This is a genomic window from Amycolatopsis sp. NPDC051071, assembly GCF_040682875.1.
Classification (GTDB): domain Bacteria; phylum Actinomycetota; class Actinomycetes; order Mycobacteriales; family Pseudonocardiaceae; genus Amycolatopsis.
This window is the reverse complement of record NZ_JBFBBY010000159.1, coordinates 1-16,254: the sequence shown is the minus strand read 5'-3', so window position 1 is coordinate 16,254 and position 16,254 is coordinate 1. Positions and strand designations below refer to the sequence as shown.

Below are 16,254 nucleotides of genomic sequence, written 5' to 3'. Positions count from 1 at the left end.
CGGGAAGGTGCGAAGGTCGAGTTCCCTCGGCTGAGCCGAGGGAAGGAGTCCTTCACGCGCGACCACTGTGCCTGCTGATGCACCTGCGACCACAGCGACGATCCCGAAGGTAGCGAAGGACCTTTACTACCTTCAAGATAGGCAAGGAGTCTTTCACGGACTTCCGCGACCGACCCTGCGACCGACCCCGCAGCGAAGCCGCGACCGAGCCGCAACCGAGCCTGCGGCGGAGCTGCGGACTTCCGCGACAGATCCCGCAGCGGAGCGGCGACCGAGCCGCGGCAAGCCTCCGGCCGAGCCGCAACCGACCCCACGGCGAAGCCGCGACCGACCTCGCGGAAGGCTGCGGAACCGCCACCCGGCGCAACTGTCCGTACATCGCCGGTTACCGTCGCGACCACCGCGTACTTCGTTGCTCTCCCACCGCGCTGCCGTTACCGCCTAGGGATAGGGTCCCTTGAACCGCAGTCAGGTGTAGGAGGTCAAGGGTGCCCGGAAACGGTCTGTGGCGTACGAAATCCATCGAGCAGTCCATCGCGGACACCGACGAACCGGGGTCAAGGCTCAGGCGGAACCTGAGCGCGTGGGATCTGACCGTCTTCGGTGTCGCCGTCGTCATCGGTGCCGGGATCTTCACGCTCACCGCGCGTACGGCCGGTGACTTCGCGGGGCCGTCGGTCTCGCTCGCGTTCGTGTTCGCGGCCATCGCTTGTGCGCTGGCGGCCCTCTGTTACGCGGAATTCGCGTCGACCGTCCCGGTGGCCGGGAGCGCGTACACGTTCTCGTATGCCACGTTCGGCGAGTTCATGGCGTGGATCATCGGCTGGGACCTCATCCTGGAACTCGCGGTCGGCGCGGCCGCGGTGTCGAAGGGCTGGTCCGCCTACCTCGAAACCGTGCTCTCTTACATTTTCGGCAAGGGCACGAAGACGACGTTCGAGATCGGCCCCGTCCCGGTCGACTGGGGTGCCCTGCTCGTGGTGCTGGTGCTGGCCACGCTGCTCGCCGTCGGCACGAAGCTGTCTTCGCGGTTCTCCATGGTGATCACCGGGATCAAGGTCGCGGTGGTGCTGTTCGTGATCGTGCTCGGCATTTTCTACATCAAGGGTTCGAACTACAGCCCGTTCATCCCGGAGGGCCAGTCCGCCGGGGAGTCGGCGTCCACCGGGGTCGACCAGTCGCTGTTCTCGGTGATCGCGGGTGGCGGCAGTAGCTCGTTCGGCGTCTTCGGTCTGCTGGCGGCGGCGTCGCTGGTGTTCTTCGCGTTCATCGGCTTCGACATCGTGGCGACCACCGCGGAGGAGACCCGCAACCCGCAGAAGGCCGTGCCCCGCGGCATCTTCGGCTCGCTCGCGATCGTCACGGTGCTGTACGTCGCAGTCTCGCTCGTGGTCGTCGGCATGGTGAACTACAAGGATCTCGCCACTTCGGCAGGCGACGGCGGGAAGAAGACGCTCGCGTCCGCGTTCGCGGTCAACGGCGTCGACTGGGCGGCGAACGTCATCTCCGTCGGTGCCCTCGCCGGGTTGACGACCGTCGTCATGGTGCTGATGCTCGGCCAGATCCGGATCATCTTCGCGATGTCGCGTGACGGCCTGATGCCCCGCGGTCTCGCGAAGACCGGGAAGAACGGCACGCCGAAGCGGGCGACCATCGTCGTCGGTGGTCTCGTCGCGGTCGCGGCGACCTTCTTCCCGGCGGACAAACTGGAGGAAATGGTCAACGTCGGGACGTTGTTCGCTTTCGTCCTGGTCTCCGCGGGCGTACTGGTATTGCGCCGGACCCGGCCCGATTTGCCCCGCGCTTTCCGGGTTCCGTGGGTTCCGCTCATCCCGATCCTGGCCATCGTCGCCTGTATCTGGCTGATGCTGAACCTGACCGTGCTGACGTGGTTGCGCTTCCTGGCGTGGATGGCACTGGGCATCGTCATCTACTTCGCCTACAGCCGTCGTAACTCGCTGCTCGGCAAGAGGAACAAGGGCGAGGCGTCCGCGTCCGTATCGGACTGATCATTCTCGTTTCGGCGGCCCACCATTCTTTTGTGGATGGTGGGCCGTTTTATGGGGGTACCCGGTTTCAGTGTGAAATCGGTGTGCGATAGCGTCCGGGCTCTTGCCTCACCCTGACGGGTGAACGGGACTCGTGTAGAAGCACTGCGAGTTGACCTTCGTCCCTCAGAAGAGGCACCACGCTTTGCTCGTTTGTCCCCCGATCGGTACAGGAGAGCTCTGAATGCAGATCATGTCCGGACGGCGTGTCCGTTCCGCTGTCACCGTCGTCGCGCTGGCGACCGCCGCCCTGCTCGGCACCGCCGGCTCGGCGCTGGCCTGTCACTCCGACGACGACCGCGCCAAGCCGATCCCCGGCAACATCAGCAAATGCGAGCAGGTCAAGGCGGGCGGCAACGCCCTGTCCGACTCGGACTTCAAGTTCACCGGTGGTGTCGGTGAGAAGCGGCTCAACATCACCGGCCTCGGCGAGGGCGTCAAGGTGACCGCGATCGTCGTCCTCGGTGGCAACGACGGCTACAACGTCTACGAGCCGGGCAAGCGCAAGCTCGCCGCCACCCCGCCGTGGACCGAGCTGCGCGCGCCGTTCAACCTCGACGGCAGCAAGGCGAACATCGACAAGTGGTTTGCCTGCGGCGAGAAGAGCAAGCCGACCGAGCAGCCGAAGCCGAGCGAGCCGACCAAGACCTCGACGGTCAAGCCGCCGACGTCGACCCCGGCCACCTCGAAGCCGTCGGAGTCCCCGACCAGCACCCACGCCCCGGCCCCCGCGGTCGACGGTAGCGGTGGCAACGGCGGCGGCCTCGCGAACACCGGTTTCGACAACGCCTGGCTGCTGTGGGCCGGTGGCCTGCTGGTGCTGGCCGGTGCCGGCGTCCTGGTCCTGCTGCGTGTGCGCCGCAAGACCGACTGAAGCTAGCTGATGGCTGAAGGCCCTCTTCCTCGTGAAGGGGGCCTTCAGCGCATCTGCGGGAAGTCCCCGAACAGTGAACCTTGCTCGCCCCAAGGGTTCGACGCGCGGGGACGGCCGAGGCCGGCGGCCATCGCGACGGCGTTGTCCCATTCGGCGTCGACGACGTAATCCGTATGCCTGAGGACGCCGGGCGCCCAGCGGTGCCGTCCGGTCGGCCCGCGCATCGGGTCGGGCAGCCAGTGGTCGCCGCCGAGTATCAGGACACCCTGCTCGTCGGCTTCGGCGGCAAGCGGACCCGTTCCGCCACTGGTCAGGTAGCCGTCGCCGAGCAGTTTCCCGGACACCACGCGGTGCCGCCACGTCGTGACGCCGCCGCCGAAGATGTCCGTGCCGCGGCAAAGCGACCGCCAGCGGCCGTCGAGATCCTTGTAGAGGCCGGCCAGTTCCGCTTGCGGCAGCATCGCGGGGAACGCCCGCTGATAGCCCCATTGCAGTGGTGAACCCGCCGTCAGCAGCCCGACACGTTCGCGGTCCTCCGGCGGCAGATCCGCGAGCACTCGCGCGGCGGCGAGCACGGTCAGCAGGCTGCCGAGGTTGTATCCGGACAGCACGACCCGGGTTCCCGGATCGGCGAGATGTTCCTTGACCCGGTCCGCCAGTTCCGGGACGACCTTGAGCGCGTAGCTCGGCGGGACGGTCGGATGCGCGGCACGCGGCCAGAAGCACACGAGATCGGCCAGCGCGCCGAGGTGACGGCTGCGTTTGGGCGTCGTCGCGGCGGCGAACACGACGCGCAGCAGCCCCGCCGCCAGCGCGCCGAGTGCGAACACGCCGATCCCCGAGAGCGTCGAGAACCAGCCGGGCAGATGCCCGAAACCAAAGCGCAGCACCAGGAGAGCGCCGCCGCCCGCCGCCATCGACAGCGCCACCGCGAGCGCGAGGTGGTGCAGGTGCTTGCGCTCCCACGAGGCACGGGCCCACGCGTTCGCGGCTTCCTCTTCCCGCGCCTTGTCGATCTCCATCAGCTCGACGATCTTCGGGATGCCCCGCCGCAGCCGTCGCATGGGCACAGCGACCGCGAATCCGAGGACCCCGAGCAGGACGGCCAATGCGAGTCCCGCACCCCACAGCACGGTCACCAGGACGTAGGTGTCGGGCAGCCGAAGGTCGCTCGCGCCGACCAGCTCCCGCAACGCGACCGCGAGTCCCGCGCCGAAACCGCCGCCGAGCAGACCGGCGAGCGCGACGACCGGCGCCGCGGCCCAGCCGCCGAGCCATGGCCGCAACCGGCGCGGCAGCTGCTTCCACGTCGAACGGCCCAGCAACGCGGCCGGGACGAGCGCCAGCGCGAAGAGCACGGTCACCGCGACCATCGCCCCGCCCAGTGCCTCCACCGTCCCGTCCGCTCCGCCGAGACCGCCACCCGGAAGCCCGGCAGGCAACGGCGTCCGGCGGACGACGGCGATCCCGACCAGCGCGACCGCCAGCGCGATCACCCCGCCGCGGATCACCGGCCCGGCCGAGAAGCCGACCGTGGAGGCCACCAGCGCGGCGAGCACGAGCACCAGCGCGCAGATCCACACGACGACGTCGAACGTCGTCGTCGGCAGCCTGAACGGCCCGCCGAGCAACGGAAGGGCGACGCAGGTCAGCGCGGCGACGGTGTGCAGTGTGCGCAGACCCGGTGTCCGCGGCATGTCCTGCGGTTGCAGCGGGGCCGGACTGGGCACGCGGTGCAGCCTGGTGCGTGATCGCCAGTCCGACGACGGGATGCGGTCGAGTACGAAGATCAACGCGAGCAGCGGCACCACTCCGATCGCCGTCCGCAGCGGCGCGAAATCCCGCAGGAACGACGGCGCGCCCGCCAGACAGGACGACCCGGGGGCGAGACATTGCGCGGCGAAGAGGTCGAGCGAGACCACCGCCAGCTGACTGATCAGCAACATCGTCAGCAGCAGCGAGGCCACCCGCAGCAGGCCGCGGCAGACCGTGCCGAGCGCCGCCGCGAACCGTTTGCCTTCCGGGACCGGCGGCAGCATCCAATGGGCGACGTTCGCCAGTGAGAACGGGAACAGCAGCGCCCAGGTCGCCTTCGCCGCGCCCCCGGAGGTCATCCCGCTCCAGAGGTAGCCTTCGAGGATGCGCGGGATCGAACGACCGAGCGCGGGCAGCACCGGACCGGGAGCGGGACGGCGCAGCCGGTCCGACGGCCGGATCAGCCTGCCGATCCCGTCGCCGGCGACGTCGACGACCGACGTCGAATCCAGCAGGCTTTCACCGCTCGTGCCGACTAACCCGGGTACGCGTATTTCGACGACGCGGGTATCGGGACCCGGCATGACCACGGTGAAGGCCTCCAAACCGTTCAGTGGGCTTTGAGCCGACAACGGTACTGTTTCGTTGTCATCCAACCTTGGAGGAAGCGCGCATATGACCCCCGAAAGCGTTGCCAAGCGGCACGACACCCGCAACGGCATCGAGTTCGCCGTCGCCGATCTCGAGGCCGCCGAGTTCGGCCGCAAGGAGATCCGCCTCGCCGAGCACGAGATGCCGGGCCTGATGGCGCTGCGCCGCGAGTACGCCGAGGTTTATCCCCTGCGGGGAGCCCGGGTCTCGGGCTCGCTGCATATGACCGTACAGACCGCGGTGCTGATCGAAACCCTCGTCGCACTGGGTGCCGAGGTGCGCTGGGCCTCCTGCAACATCTTCTCCACGCAGGACCACGCCGCCGCCGCGATCGTCGTCGGGCCGCACGGGACCACCGAGGAGCCCAAGGGCGTGCCGGTGTTCGCCTGGAAGGGCGAGTCGCTGGAGGAGTACTGGTGGTGCACCGAGAAGATGCTGACGTGGGACGACAGTGGTGATATCGGGCCCAACATGATCCTCGACGACGGCGGCGACGCCACCATGCTGGTGCACAAGGGAACCGAATACGAGAAGGCGGGCGTCGTCCCCTCGCCGGACGAGAACACCTCGGACGAGTTCCGCGTGTTCCTTCAGCTGCTGAGTGCCTCTGTCGCGGCCGACACCGGCAAATGGACCAAGATCGGCGAAGGCATCCTCGGCGTCACCGAGGAGACCACGACCGGCGTGCTGCGGCTGTACCAGCTCGCCGCGGCCGGCGAACTGCTGTTCCCGGCGATCAACGTCAACGACGCGGTCACCAAGTCGAAGTTCGACAACCGCTACGGCATCCGGCACTCGCTGATCGACGGCATCAACCGCGGCACCGACGTCCTCATCGGCGGCAAGGTCGCGGTCGTCTGCGGCTACGGCGACGTCGGCAAGGGCGCCGCGGAATCGCTGCGTGGCCAGGGCGCGCGGGTGATCGTCACCGAGATCGACCCGATCTGCGCGCTGCAGGCGGCGATGGACGGCTACCAGGTCAAGAAGCTGGAGAACGTCCTCGCCGAGGCCGACCTCATCATCACGACCACCGGCAACAAGGACGTCGTGCTCGTCGAGCATATGGCGCGGATGAAGCACCAGGCGATCCTCGGCAACATCGGCCACTTCGACAACGAGCTCGACATGGCCGGTCTCACGCGGTACCCGGGCATCCGGCGGATCAACATCAAACCGCAGGTCGACGAGTGGGTGTTTCCTGATGGCAAGAGCATTCTCGTGCTCTCCGAGGGCCGCCTGCTGAACCTGGGCAACGCGACCGGGCACCCGTCGTTCGTGATGTCGAACAGCTTCTCCAACCAGGTGATCGCGCAGATCGAGCTGTTCACCAAGCACGAGGAGTACGACAACGAGGTCTTCCGCCTCCCGAAGAAGCTCGACGAGAAGGTCGCGAGGATCCACCTCGACGCGCTCGGCGGTGAGCTCACAAAGCTGACCAAGGACCAGGCGGAGTACATCGACGTGGACGTCGAAGGCCCCTTCAAGACGGACCACTACCGGTACTGAGCGCTGACCGGCTCGTGAGTGATTTGGGTCGTTCTAACGACCCAAATCACTCACGACAACTCGCCCCCCGCGTTCCGGCGCCGCCCTGCCCCGCCTGGCCGTCTGGCCCCCCAGTACAGGAAGGTGTGAAGGCCCCCTTCCCTCGGCTCAGCCGAGGGAAGGGGACCTTCACGCGCCGTCGTCGTGGCTGGTGGTGTTGCTGAGGTCGCGAGGCGTGGCCTCAGCGCCATTCGACCTCGATGCCTGCCAGCCCTGGCCCGGCGTCGTTGAAGTAGCCGCTTGTCACGCCGCCCATGTCGCACGGCAGCTCTTCGGACTCGACGGGCAGGGCGTCGTCGCGGGTCCGGAACTGCCGCGTGCAGCGGGCGGGGAGTTCGCCGAGCGCGAATTGCAGCTGCACCAGGTAACTCGCGCATTGGTCGCGCAGCATCCGGAAGTACCCGGGTGACACGGCGCCGGACGCGTCGCGGACCTCGAAGCAGAACACGTGGATCTCGCCCTCGGCGAGTTTCCGGTCGAAGAGCAGTTCGGTGGCCATCGTCTCGGCCTCGGCGTTGCGCCGGATCCGCCCGACACGGCAGCCCTCGGAAGTGATCAGGTCGACGTCGCGGATGTCGCAGCCGGGGTCGCCGTTGTAGACGGTGACGTACCGGTCCGGGCCGTGCCGCCGCGCCCGGCACACCAGCCGGGTGTGCAGGGCGACCTGCCGGTGCTCGGCGTCGAAGGTGATCGTGTCGTGCACCGCGAGCATTTCTAGGTCGGCGTTGTAGCGGTTGGACGACGGGTAGGCACCGAGGTCGGCCAGCAGCTGGTCGACGACCGAACCCATGTCGCCGGAGCGGATGTCGTGGAACGAAGCGGCCATCTGGTGCCCGCGTGCCCGCGCCGTCCTCGGTCCGATCAGTACGACGAGCGCGTCCGCCGGCAGTTGCAGCACCGATTCCAGCGCGCGGACCGCCGGGAGCGCCTTGGGTACCTCCGGCTGGCGCAATCCGCGTTGCCAGTAGCTCAGTGTCGATTGTCCAATTTGGACGCCACGGAGGCCGAGGTGGGCGCGGAGCCGGGCCAGCGAGAGGCCGCGGTAAGCGATCGCCTGGCGTAACGCGTGGTGGAATTCGCCGCTCCGAAGGGCCTCGACCAGCTCCTTCGGCAGGGCTTCGAGCGGTTGGCGGCGCGTGCCGTCGATGATCGTCGGGGTGTCCCCGTCTCGTGTCACCGCTCGTCCTTTCACCAGACCAGTGTGTGCGCTGAGCGTGAACACCGCGGAACGTTCACGGTAGCAGCGCACTGTGAACACTACGTCCCCCGTTCGGGGTGGTTGACCCCGGAAGAGTGACCGTTCCGGGGTGTGGAAACGCCCCGGAACGGTCCGTTCCGCCGAGTGCCCATCTTGCTCTGTGTGAGCCTGCTGTTCACCGTTGTGACCACAGTGGTTTGCCATGGTGACCAGGAGGCCCGTCGTGCCGGTGTTCTCGAGGAGGGTTCGCGCCGCCGGCGCCGCGAGTTTCGCGGCGTGGCTGGCGATGCAGACCCCGGCGAGCGCGCTGCCCCCGCCGTCGGCCCACCAGCACCCCATCGCCATGCAGGTGCAGGAAAAGTCCCAGTGGTGCTGGGCGGCCTCCGGGAACACCATCGCGGCGTTCCACGGGGTGACCGTCGGCCAGAACGAATTCTGCCGGATCGCCCACGACGAGCGACGCCGGGACTGCGCGGACCGCCCGGGGACGCTGGGCGACGTCCGGCGCGCCTTCGGCAAGCTCGGCTTCTCGGCCCCGGGGGACTACGTCAAGGGGAGGATCGCGTACTCGGCCGTTCAGGCTCAGACCGGTTCCGGGCGACCGGTGCAGACACGGGTCGGCTGGGCCGCGGGCGGCGGCCACATGCAGGTGCTCTACGGCTACGACGCCGGCCGGAAGTGGGTCTCGTGGGGGGATCCACTGCCCACCGGCAGCCGCTACAACTGGTCGACCTACGACTTCTACGCGGAAAACAAGTCCTTCACCTGGACCGATACGCTCACCGGGATCCGGCGATGAGCGCGCGGCGGTTCCTCGGGCTCGCCGGGCTGGTCGCGATCGCGCTGCTGGTGTCGGCACCCGGAGCACGCGCGGACCAGCTGTCGAGTGAAGATCTCGCGGCCGCGAAGGCGGCTGCCGACGACCCCACGCTGCGTGCCGAACTCGGCCGCTTCTTCACACGAACGGGTGGTTCGAACCAAGAGCCGTCGGTCAGTGTCGTGGACCAGTCTTTCCCGATTTACGAGCTTTCGAGGGACTTCGTGGCCGGCGGCGGCGCGGTCGCCGGCCAACTCGCGTACGTCGCCGTCCCGGTGACGGCGTCCGACGGGCAGACCGCGACCGTCTGGTCGGTCCGCGGTGACGACGGCGCCTGGCGCGTCGGCAACATCGCGTCGGGTGACCGCGAAAGCGCCTTGGCCCGGCGGCTGCCCCTCGGCGCGAGCCTGCTCCACGAACCTCAGGTCGACGCCTGGTACGCGCTGCGGGACGGCCGGGTGACCCTGCTCGACTCGGGCGCCAGCGGCTTCGCGGCCGGTGCTTCGGCCACTCTCGCGGAGTACCAGAAGACGGTTTCCGGCCGGTACGGCGCGATGCTCGCGGGCTCGCCCTACGCCCAGGAAGGCAAGGCCGGCGGCTACAACGCCCAAGTGATGCCCCGCGGCGACGGCGGCCCCGCGCCCGACGCGCAGGACACCGGCTTCGTCCCGCTGCTGATCTTCGGCGGCTTGCTCCTCATCGGTATCGCCGGCTTCTTCCTGCACTCGAAGCGGCGTATCCCCTAGCGGACCGGTGGGCCGGACGTGAGCTGACCCGTCTGGCCCGCCGGTCGACCACCTCGCCTTGTCCATCCATGCCCCGCCCTCGACGAGCGCTTCGCGGCGCTGGTCATATTCTGGGCCCGTGGGACGACTCGTAGTGATCGAAGGTCTGGACGGCGCGGGCAAACGCACCCTCGCCGACGCGCTGACCGGTGCGCTGAACGCCGCCGGTGCGAGCGTCACGTCGATCGCGTTCCCGCGTTACGGCGAAAGCGTGCACGCGGACCTCGTGAAGGAAGCCCTGCATCGAGGGCACGGCGACCTCGCCGACTCGGTGTACGGCATGGCGATGCTCTACGCGCTCGACCGTCGTGGTGCGGGTGAGGAGATCCGCGCCCGCCTCGCCGGCCACGACGTCGTCCTCCTCGATCGGTACGTCGCGTCGAACGCGGCGTACGGCGCCGCCAGGCTGCATCAGGGTGCCGACGGCGAGTTCGTGCGGTGGCTCCGGGACCTGGAGATCGACCGGTTCGGCCTTCCGGTGCCCGCCGCGCATCTGCTGCTGCGGGTCACCGCCGACGTCGCCGCCGAACGTGCCCAGCGCCGCGCGGAGGCCGACGCCGGCCGCACCCGGGACTCCTTCGAGACCGACGACGCGCTCCAGAAGCGGTGCTCCGTGGTCTATGACGAACTCGCGGCGTCCGGCTGGCTCGCTCCTTGGCACGTTCTCGACGGCGTCGCCGGTGTCGATGCCCCCACCCTCGCAAGCGCCCTCCTTCGCGTTTAGTCCTCTAGTTGCGGTACTTGCACGCGCCAAGGACCGCAACTAGAGGACTAAACGCGCGAGTAGCCAGTCGTGGAACCCCCGTCCTATGTGGATAGTCTGGAAGTCACCCGCCGACGGCAGATCCGCCGCTCTGACCGCGCAGAACCACAGGCGTTCGAAGATCTTTTCCTGCTCGGCCGCGAAGATCACGGGATCGGTGTAGTAGCCGCCGCCCAATGTCGGGATGAGACTCGTCATCTCCGGACTCCAGCGAACCGGGCGGGATCGAACAGGGCGATCGGATGCCGCGTGGTGCCGTCGGCCACCAGATCGGCGACCACCTCGCCGGCGACCGGGACGAATTTGAAGCCGTGCCCGGAGAAACCACACGCGACGACGACGTGTTCGTGTGCCGGATGGCGGGCGATGACGAAATGCTCGTCGGGGGTGTTCGTATACATACAGGTGGCCGCGCGCAGGAACGCACCGGGCAACGAAGGCATCTTCCGGCCGGCGAACTCCGCCATTCCGGCGACCTCTTCATCGCGCACCGTCCGGTCGATGGTCTCCGGTGTGCACGTCTCGCCACCGCGGAAGAACGCGACCTTCACGCTCTCGGCGTCGTCGTGCGAGGGGAAACCGTAGAACTGGCGGCCGTTCTCGCCCTCCCAGACATAGATCGGATGCCGTTCGGCGCGGAACGGCGCCGCCCCGCCCGACGGCGCGAACCAGTACTGGACCTGGCGTTCGATGGTGAAGCCGACGCCAAGTTCGGTGAGCAGCCGCGGTGCCCAGGCGCCAGGGCAGATCACCAGTTGTCCTGCCGTGTAGAAGTTCTGCGATGTCCCGACCCGCACATCGGAAAGCCTGTTGCCAGGAAAGGACTTTCTCTTCGTAACGCAGGTCCGCCCCGGCTCGTGCAGCGAGATGCAAACGCGCCGCCACGCTGCCTTCCGGCGTCACGAACCCGGCGTTCTCCTCGTACAGTGCGATTTCGTGGTCGGCCGGGTTCATCGGCGCGGAGATGGGCGCGGTGTGCGGGGAGCTGCACGCTGAAAGCGACGTCCGGTTGATCGTCGGCGTCACCGTCGAGGGCTTCTCCGGTACTGATCGCGGATCCGGGCTCGCCGTCGACGACGGGGTCCTTGTCGATTCCGGCTGTGTCACAGTGAATCCCCGAGTGATCGCGGTGGGTGACGTCGCGCGGTACCGCTGCCGTCTGCGTGGCAGACGGGTCCGCGCCGAACATTGGACGGCCGCGAACGAACAAGCGGGCGTCGCGGTCACGAGCCTGCTCGCCGGCGCGACCGTCACGCATTTCGCCCGACACGGTTACTTTTGGTCCGATCAGTACGGACATCGGATCCAGTTCGCCGGAGTGGCCACAGAAGACGTGCGGAACGTCGAAGGTGACGTCGCCGCGAAGGGTTTCGTCGCGGCTTACCACTGCGATGACGCTCTGACCGGGGTGTTCGCGATCGACTCCCCGCGCCCCTTCACCAGGCTCCGGCGCTTCCTCTAGGGGCGGAAGGCTCTACTCGGATGGAGCAATTTGCCCGATTCGATGATCTTTCTGGTGGTCACATCGCCGGGTCGCGCGCCCGCGCGAAGAAACTAGTGCGAACATAGGTTTATGAAGGCACGCGTTCTGGTCGTCGATGACGACCCTGCTCTCGCGGAGATGCTCACCATCGTGCTGCGTGGGGAGGGGTTCGACACAGCCGTCGTGGCCGACGGCTCACGGGCGCTGCCCGCACTGCGTGAACTGAAACCGGATTTGGTCCTCCTCGACCTCATGCTGCCCGGCATGAACGGCATCGACGTCTGCAAGGCGATCCGCGCCGAGTCGGGGGTGCCGATCGTGATGCTCACCGCCAAGAGCGACACCGTCGACATAGTCCTCGGGCTCGAGTCGGGTGCGGACGACTATGTGGTCAAGCCGTTCAAGCCGAAGGAACTCGTCGCCCGCGTCCGTGCCAGGATGCGCCGCACCGAGGCCGAGCCCGCCGAGTCGCTGACGATCGGCGACCTGGCGATCGACGTCCCCGGCCACGAGGTGACGCGGGAGGGCAAGGCCATCCCGCTGACCCCGCTGGAGTTCGACCTGCTGGTCGCGCTCGCCCGCAAACCGCGCCAGGTGTTCACCCGCGAGGTACTGCTCGAGCAGGTGTGGGGTTACCGCCACGCCGCCGACACGCGCCTGGTGAACGTGCACGTCCAGCGTCTGCGGTCGAAGGTCGAGAAGGACCCGGAACACCCCGAGGTGGTGTTGACCGTTCGCGGTGTCGGCTACAAGGCCGGCCCGCCGTGATCACCCCATGAGAGGACGCTTGCTTTCGTTCGCCCGAGCCACGGCACGCCAAATCCGGCGTGTCGTGGTTTTCGTGCGCCACAAGATCGTCTCGTTCAACGAGCTGTGGCGGCATTCACTGCAGTTCCGCGTTACCGTGTCGACGCTCGCGCTGTCGTCAGCGGTGGTGTTCGTACTGGGCATGGTGCTGCAGAACCAGATCACCGAACGGCTGCTCGAAACCAAGCAGAACGCGGCGATCGCGCAGACAAGGGCGGTCGTCGAGACCGCGGCGGGCGAACTCGTCGGCGTCGGCGCGGAAACGCCCGAGGCGATGCAGAAGCGGTTCACCAACGCGCTGAAGAAGATCTCCAGCACGACCACGTCGAAGGACGGCGCCGGATCGGCAGCGGGAACCTTCGAGCCGGTGCTGGCCGCCGGCGGCCGCGACCAGGCGAGCGAACCGGTGTCCGCCGGTCCCTATGACAAGGTGCCGGTGCGGCTGCGCCAGTTCGTGGAGTCCCAACAGGTCAGCCACCTGATACATACGGTCACCGAACCGGACGGCAGTAAGACGACGTACCTGATCGTCGGCACCCCGGCGACCACGATGATCAACCCGCTCCAGCTGTACCTGCTGTATCCGCTCACCAGCGAGCAGAACACCGTCTCGACCGTGCAGAACACCTTGCTCGTCGGCGGTCTCGTCCTGCTTTTGCTGCTGGCCGGGATCACGAACCTGGTCACCCGCCAGGTGGTGCGGCCGGTCCGGCAGGCGGCCGCGGCGGCGGAACAGTTCGCGGGCGGCGAGCTCGACCAGCGGCTCGCCGTGCTCGGTGAGGACGATCTGGCCAAACTCGCCGTGTCCTACAACGAGATGGCCGCGAGTATCCAGCGGCAGATCCGCCAGCTGGAGGACTTCGGCGGGTTGCAGAGACGGTTCACCTCCGACGTCTCACACGAACTGCGTACCCCGCTGACCACCGTCCGGATGGCCGCCGACGTGCTGCACGCGTCGCGCGAGCAGTTCCCGGCAGGCCTCGCCCGCTCCACGGAACTGCTGGTCGACGAGCTCGACCGGTTCGAAGCCCTGCTCGGCGACTTGCTGGAGATCAGCAGGCTCGACGCCGGTGTCGAGGACCTGTCCGCCGAGCTGATCGACGTCCGGCCGATCGCGACCAGGGCCGTCGAACAAGTCCGGGTGATCGCAGGCAACGCGGGCAGCTCGGTCGAGCTGGTGCTGCCGGACGAGGAGGCCGTCGCCGAGATCGACGCGCGCCGCGTCGAGCGGATCCTGCGCAACCTGCTGGCCAACGCGGTCGACCACAGCGAAGGGAAGCCGGTGGTGCTGACACTGGCGGTCAACGAGACCACGGTCGCCATCACGGTGCGTGACAACGGGGTCGGGCTTCAGCCCGGTGAGGCGGAACTGGTGTTCAACCGGTTCTGGCGCGCCGACCCGTCCCGCAACCGGCGGACCGGCGGCACCGGGCTCGGCCTCGCGATCAGCCAGGAGGACGCGCGGCTGCACGGCGGCGTCCTCGACGCGTGGGGCGAGACCGGCCACGGCGCCTGTTTCCGGCTCGCGCTGCCGCGGCACCAGGACACGCCGATGGGGGAGAGCCCGCTGGTCCTCCCGCCACCCGAGCACAAGGCGAGCGATCCGCACGGTTCGTCGTCCGGGTTCCTCGAAGTCCGGCCCGCGCCCGATGCCATCCTCGCCGAGTCCGAGGAGGTCGGCCGGTGAAGCGGCTGCTGACCCTGTTGGCGGTGTTCCTGCTGGTCGCGGGCTGCGCGAACATCCCGCTCGAATCGCAGCCCGCCGCCGTGCCAGGGGACAAACCCCCGCAGGCGCCGGTGGACGTGCCCGAACCGGCGGCCGGCATCGACTCGCTGACCGTCGCGCGTCAGTTCGTGCGCGCCTCCGCGGTCCCCGGGACGGCGAACGCCGACGCCCGGGTCTACCTGGACGACGAAGCCCGGCGAAACTGGAAGCCGTCACCGGGCCTGACGGTCATCGACGACACCTTCGGCACCGTTTACGACACGTCGACGCCGCAGACGGATCCGAACGAGCAGGTGGTGAACGTCCGCGGGTTCAAACTCGGCATGCTGAGCCCGGACAGCGCGTTCATCCCCCAGAAGGACGAGTACTCCCAGCAGTTCAGGATGCGGAAGCAGCCGAACGGCCAGTGGCGGATCGTGAACCCGCCGCAGGAGCTCGCCGTCACCGACGAAGACTTCGCGGTCAACTACTTCCGGGTCCCGATCAGCTTCTACTCGCCCGAGTCCGGTGCCTTCGTGCCCGACCTCCGGTATGTCGCGGCGAAACCGCAGGCCGGGTTGCCGGGCCGGGTGATGGACCTGGTGCTGCAGGGGCCGTCGGAGGGGTTGAAGGGCGCGGTCCGGGATCTGCTCGGCGACCAGGTCACCACCGAGACCAACGTGCGCAGCACCGACGACGGGACGTTGAACGTCGCCTTGACCGGGGTCGGCGGGGCCAGCCTCGCGGACCGGAACCTCATCGCCGCGCAAATCGTCCTGTCGCTGCAGACGGTGACGCTGAGCCGGATCCGGCTGCTGGCCGACGGCACTGAACTGGTGCCGGGACGCGAATACTGGCGCTCCAGCGAACTGCCCGCGTACAACGTCGGCGTCGCGCCGAGTTCCGAACTGCTCGGCCTGATGACCGTGAACGGGCGGGTACGGTCGCTCGGCGACGGTCAGCCGGTCGGGGGACCGGCAGGCAACGGTGGATACAAGGTGATCAGCGCCGCCCAGTCCGTCGACGGGAAACGGCTCGCGGTGGTCGAAGAACGCGATGGCAGGCAGTGGCTGCGAGTCGGCGACCTCGGCCGTGACCTCGGTTCGGTGGACTTGTTCGGCGGCAGCCTGAGCCGCCCGACCTGGCGGCCGGTCGCGCCCGGCGGCGGGATATCGGGCGAGGTGTGGACCGTCGTCGACCACAACACGGTCGCCAGGGTCGCGCTGGCCGGGGACGGACGCTGGGTGAAGGCCGGCGTCGACGCGACCGCGCTCACCGGACTCGGCCAGGTCACCGAACTGCGGCTTTCGCGGGACGGCTCGCGGCTCGCGGCGGTGGTCAACGGCCAGCTGGTGATCGCCTCGATCGTCCGGACCGCGGACTCGGTGGTGCTGCGATCGCCGCGGAAACTGCAGGAACGCGACCTCAAGGATGTCGTCGACGTCGACTGGGCGACGCAGGACCACCTGATCGTCGCGACGTCGTCGAGCACGCTGCCGGTGGTCAAGGTGCCGCTGGACGGGCAGCGGATGGACACCTTCAACAGCTCGAACCTGACGCCGCCGGTACACGGCGTCACCGCGGCGCCGAGCAGGCAGAACCTGGTCGCCGACGCCGGTGGGCTGTGGGTCGCCTTGGAACTGGGCGAGGTCTGGCGGCCGCAAGCGCACACCGTCACCGACGCGGATCCCTTCTACCCTGGCTGAGGCTGTGCTCTCTGGCCCAAGTACATGAAGGCCCCCTTCCTTGCGCCTAGGTACAGGAAGGGGGCCTTCACGTACTTGGCCGGGGTAGCAAGGGACCTTTAGTATCGCTAGTTTTCC

At 68.2% G+C, this 16,254-nt stretch carries 12 protein-coding genes and 2 pseudogenes; 10 read left to right on the top strand and 4 right to left on the bottom strand.

The features are described from left to right. Positions 1–488 precede the first annotated feature (488 nt). Positions 489–2,009: an amino acid permease gene (locus AB0M65_RS33665; RefSeq protein WP_364036944.1), complete on the top strand. Its 1,521-nt coding sequence runs from the start codon at positions 489–491 to the stop codon at positions 2,007–2,009. 223 nt (positions 2,010–2,232) lie between these two features. Then, a complete protein-coding gene (locus AB0M65_RS33660; protein ID WP_364036941.1) occupies positions 2,233–2,922 on the top strand; it encodes an LPXTG cell wall anchor domain-containing protein in 690 nt (229 codons plus the stop codon). A gap of 44 nt (positions 2,923–2,966) precedes the next feature. Here AB0M65_RS33660 and AB0M65_RS33655 read toward each other — a convergent pair whose 3' ends face one another. Continuing rightward, entirely contained in the window at positions 2,967–5,261 is a 2,295-nt protein-coding gene (locus AB0M65_RS33655; RefSeq protein ID WP_364036938.1) for a hypothetical protein, read from the bottom strand. Between the two features lie 91 nt (positions 5,262–5,352). On the opposite strand from AB0M65_RS33655, the gene ahcY reads away from it, so the two are divergent. Further along, a complete protein-coding gene (gene ahcY, locus AB0M65_RS33650; RefSeq protein ID WP_364036935.1) occupies positions 5,353–6,834 on the top strand; it encodes an adenosylhomocysteinase in 1,482 nt (493 codons plus the stop codon). Between the two features lie 220 nt (positions 6,835–7,054). On the opposite strand, the gene AB0M65_RS33645 is transcribed toward ahcY, so the two are convergent. Beyond that, positions 7,055–8,050, bottom strand: a complete 996-nt coding sequence (locus AB0M65_RS33645; protein WP_364036932.1) for a hypothetical protein — start codon at positions 8,048–8,050, stop codon at positions 7,055–7,057. A 223-nt stretch (positions 8,051–8,273) separates the two neighbouring features. Here AB0M65_RS33645 and AB0M65_RS33640 point away from each other — a divergent pair, with 223 nt between their 5' ends. The 3 genes from AB0M65_RS33640 (at position 8,274) to AB0M65_RS33630 (ending at position 10,397) form a co-directional block, all read left to right on the top strand. Beyond that, positions 8,274–8,870: a papain-like cysteine protease family protein gene (locus AB0M65_RS33640; RefSeq protein ID WP_364036929.1), complete on the top strand. Its 597-nt coding sequence runs from the start codon at positions 8,274–8,276 to the stop codon at positions 8,868–8,870. Then, on the top strand, positions 8,867–9,634 hold the full coding sequence (locus tag AB0M65_RS33635) for a hypothetical protein (protein ID WP_364036926.1): 768 nt from the start codon (positions 8,867–8,869) through the stop codon (positions 9,632–9,634). The genes AB0M65_RS33640 and AB0M65_RS33635 overlap by 4 nt, the downstream gene beginning before the upstream one ends. A gap of 118 nt (positions 9,635–9,752) precedes the next feature. Continuing rightward, positions 9,753–10,397 carry a dTMP kinase gene (locus AB0M65_RS33630; protein WP_364036923.1) on the top strand — a complete coding sequence of 215 codons (645 nt, stop codon included), beginning with the start codon at positions 9,753–9,755 and terminating at the stop codon, positions 10,395–10,397. Positions 10,398–10,475: 78 nt separating this feature from the next. Here the strand turns inward: AB0M65_RS33630 and AB0M65_RS33625 are convergent. Both AB0M65_RS33625 and solA read right to left on the bottom strand, forming a co-directional pair. Then, positions 10,476–10,634 (bottom strand): annotated as a pseudogene (locus AB0M65_RS33625) (aromatic ring-hydroxylating dioxygenase subunit alpha); the annotation flags it as partial. Then, a pseudogene (solA, locus tag AB0M65_RS33620) lies at positions 10,631–11,390 on the bottom strand (N-methyl-L-tryptophan oxidase); the annotation flags it as partial. The pseudogenes AB0M65_RS33625 and solA, both read right to left, overlap by 4 nt. A 10-nt stretch (positions 11,391–11,400) precedes the next feature. Between solA and AB0M65_RS33615 the strand changes: the two are divergent. From AB0M65_RS33615 to AB0M65_RS33600, 4 genes are all read left to right on the top strand, one after another. Then, the gene (locus AB0M65_RS33615; RefSeq protein ID WP_364036920.1) at positions 11,401–11,898 is read left to right on the top strand and encodes an oxidoreductase C-terminal domain-containing protein; all 498 of its coding nucleotides are present in this window, start codon (positions 11,401–11,403) and stop codon (positions 11,896–11,898) included. Between the two features lie 111 nt (positions 11,899–12,009). After that, positions 12,010–12,687: an MtrAB system response regulator MtrA gene (mtrA, locus tag AB0M65_RS33610; protein ID WP_005150760.1), complete on the top strand. Its 678-nt coding sequence runs from the start codon at positions 12,010–12,012 to the stop codon at positions 12,685–12,687. A gap of 7 nt (positions 12,688–12,694) precedes the next feature. After that, entirely contained in the window at positions 12,695–14,413 is a 1,719-nt protein-coding gene (mtrB, locus tag AB0M65_RS33605; RefSeq protein WP_364036917.1) for an MtrAB system histidine kinase MtrB, read from the top strand. Continuing rightward, complete coding sequence (locus AB0M65_RS33600) at positions 14,410–16,137, top strand: LpqB family beta-propeller domain-containing protein (RefSeq protein ID WP_364036914.1); 1,728 nt, start codon at positions 14,410–14,412, stop codon at positions 16,135–16,137. Before mtrB ends, AB0M65_RS33600 begins: the two co-directional genes overlap by 4 nt. The last annotated feature ends 117 nt before the right edge of the window (positions 16,138–16,254 follow it).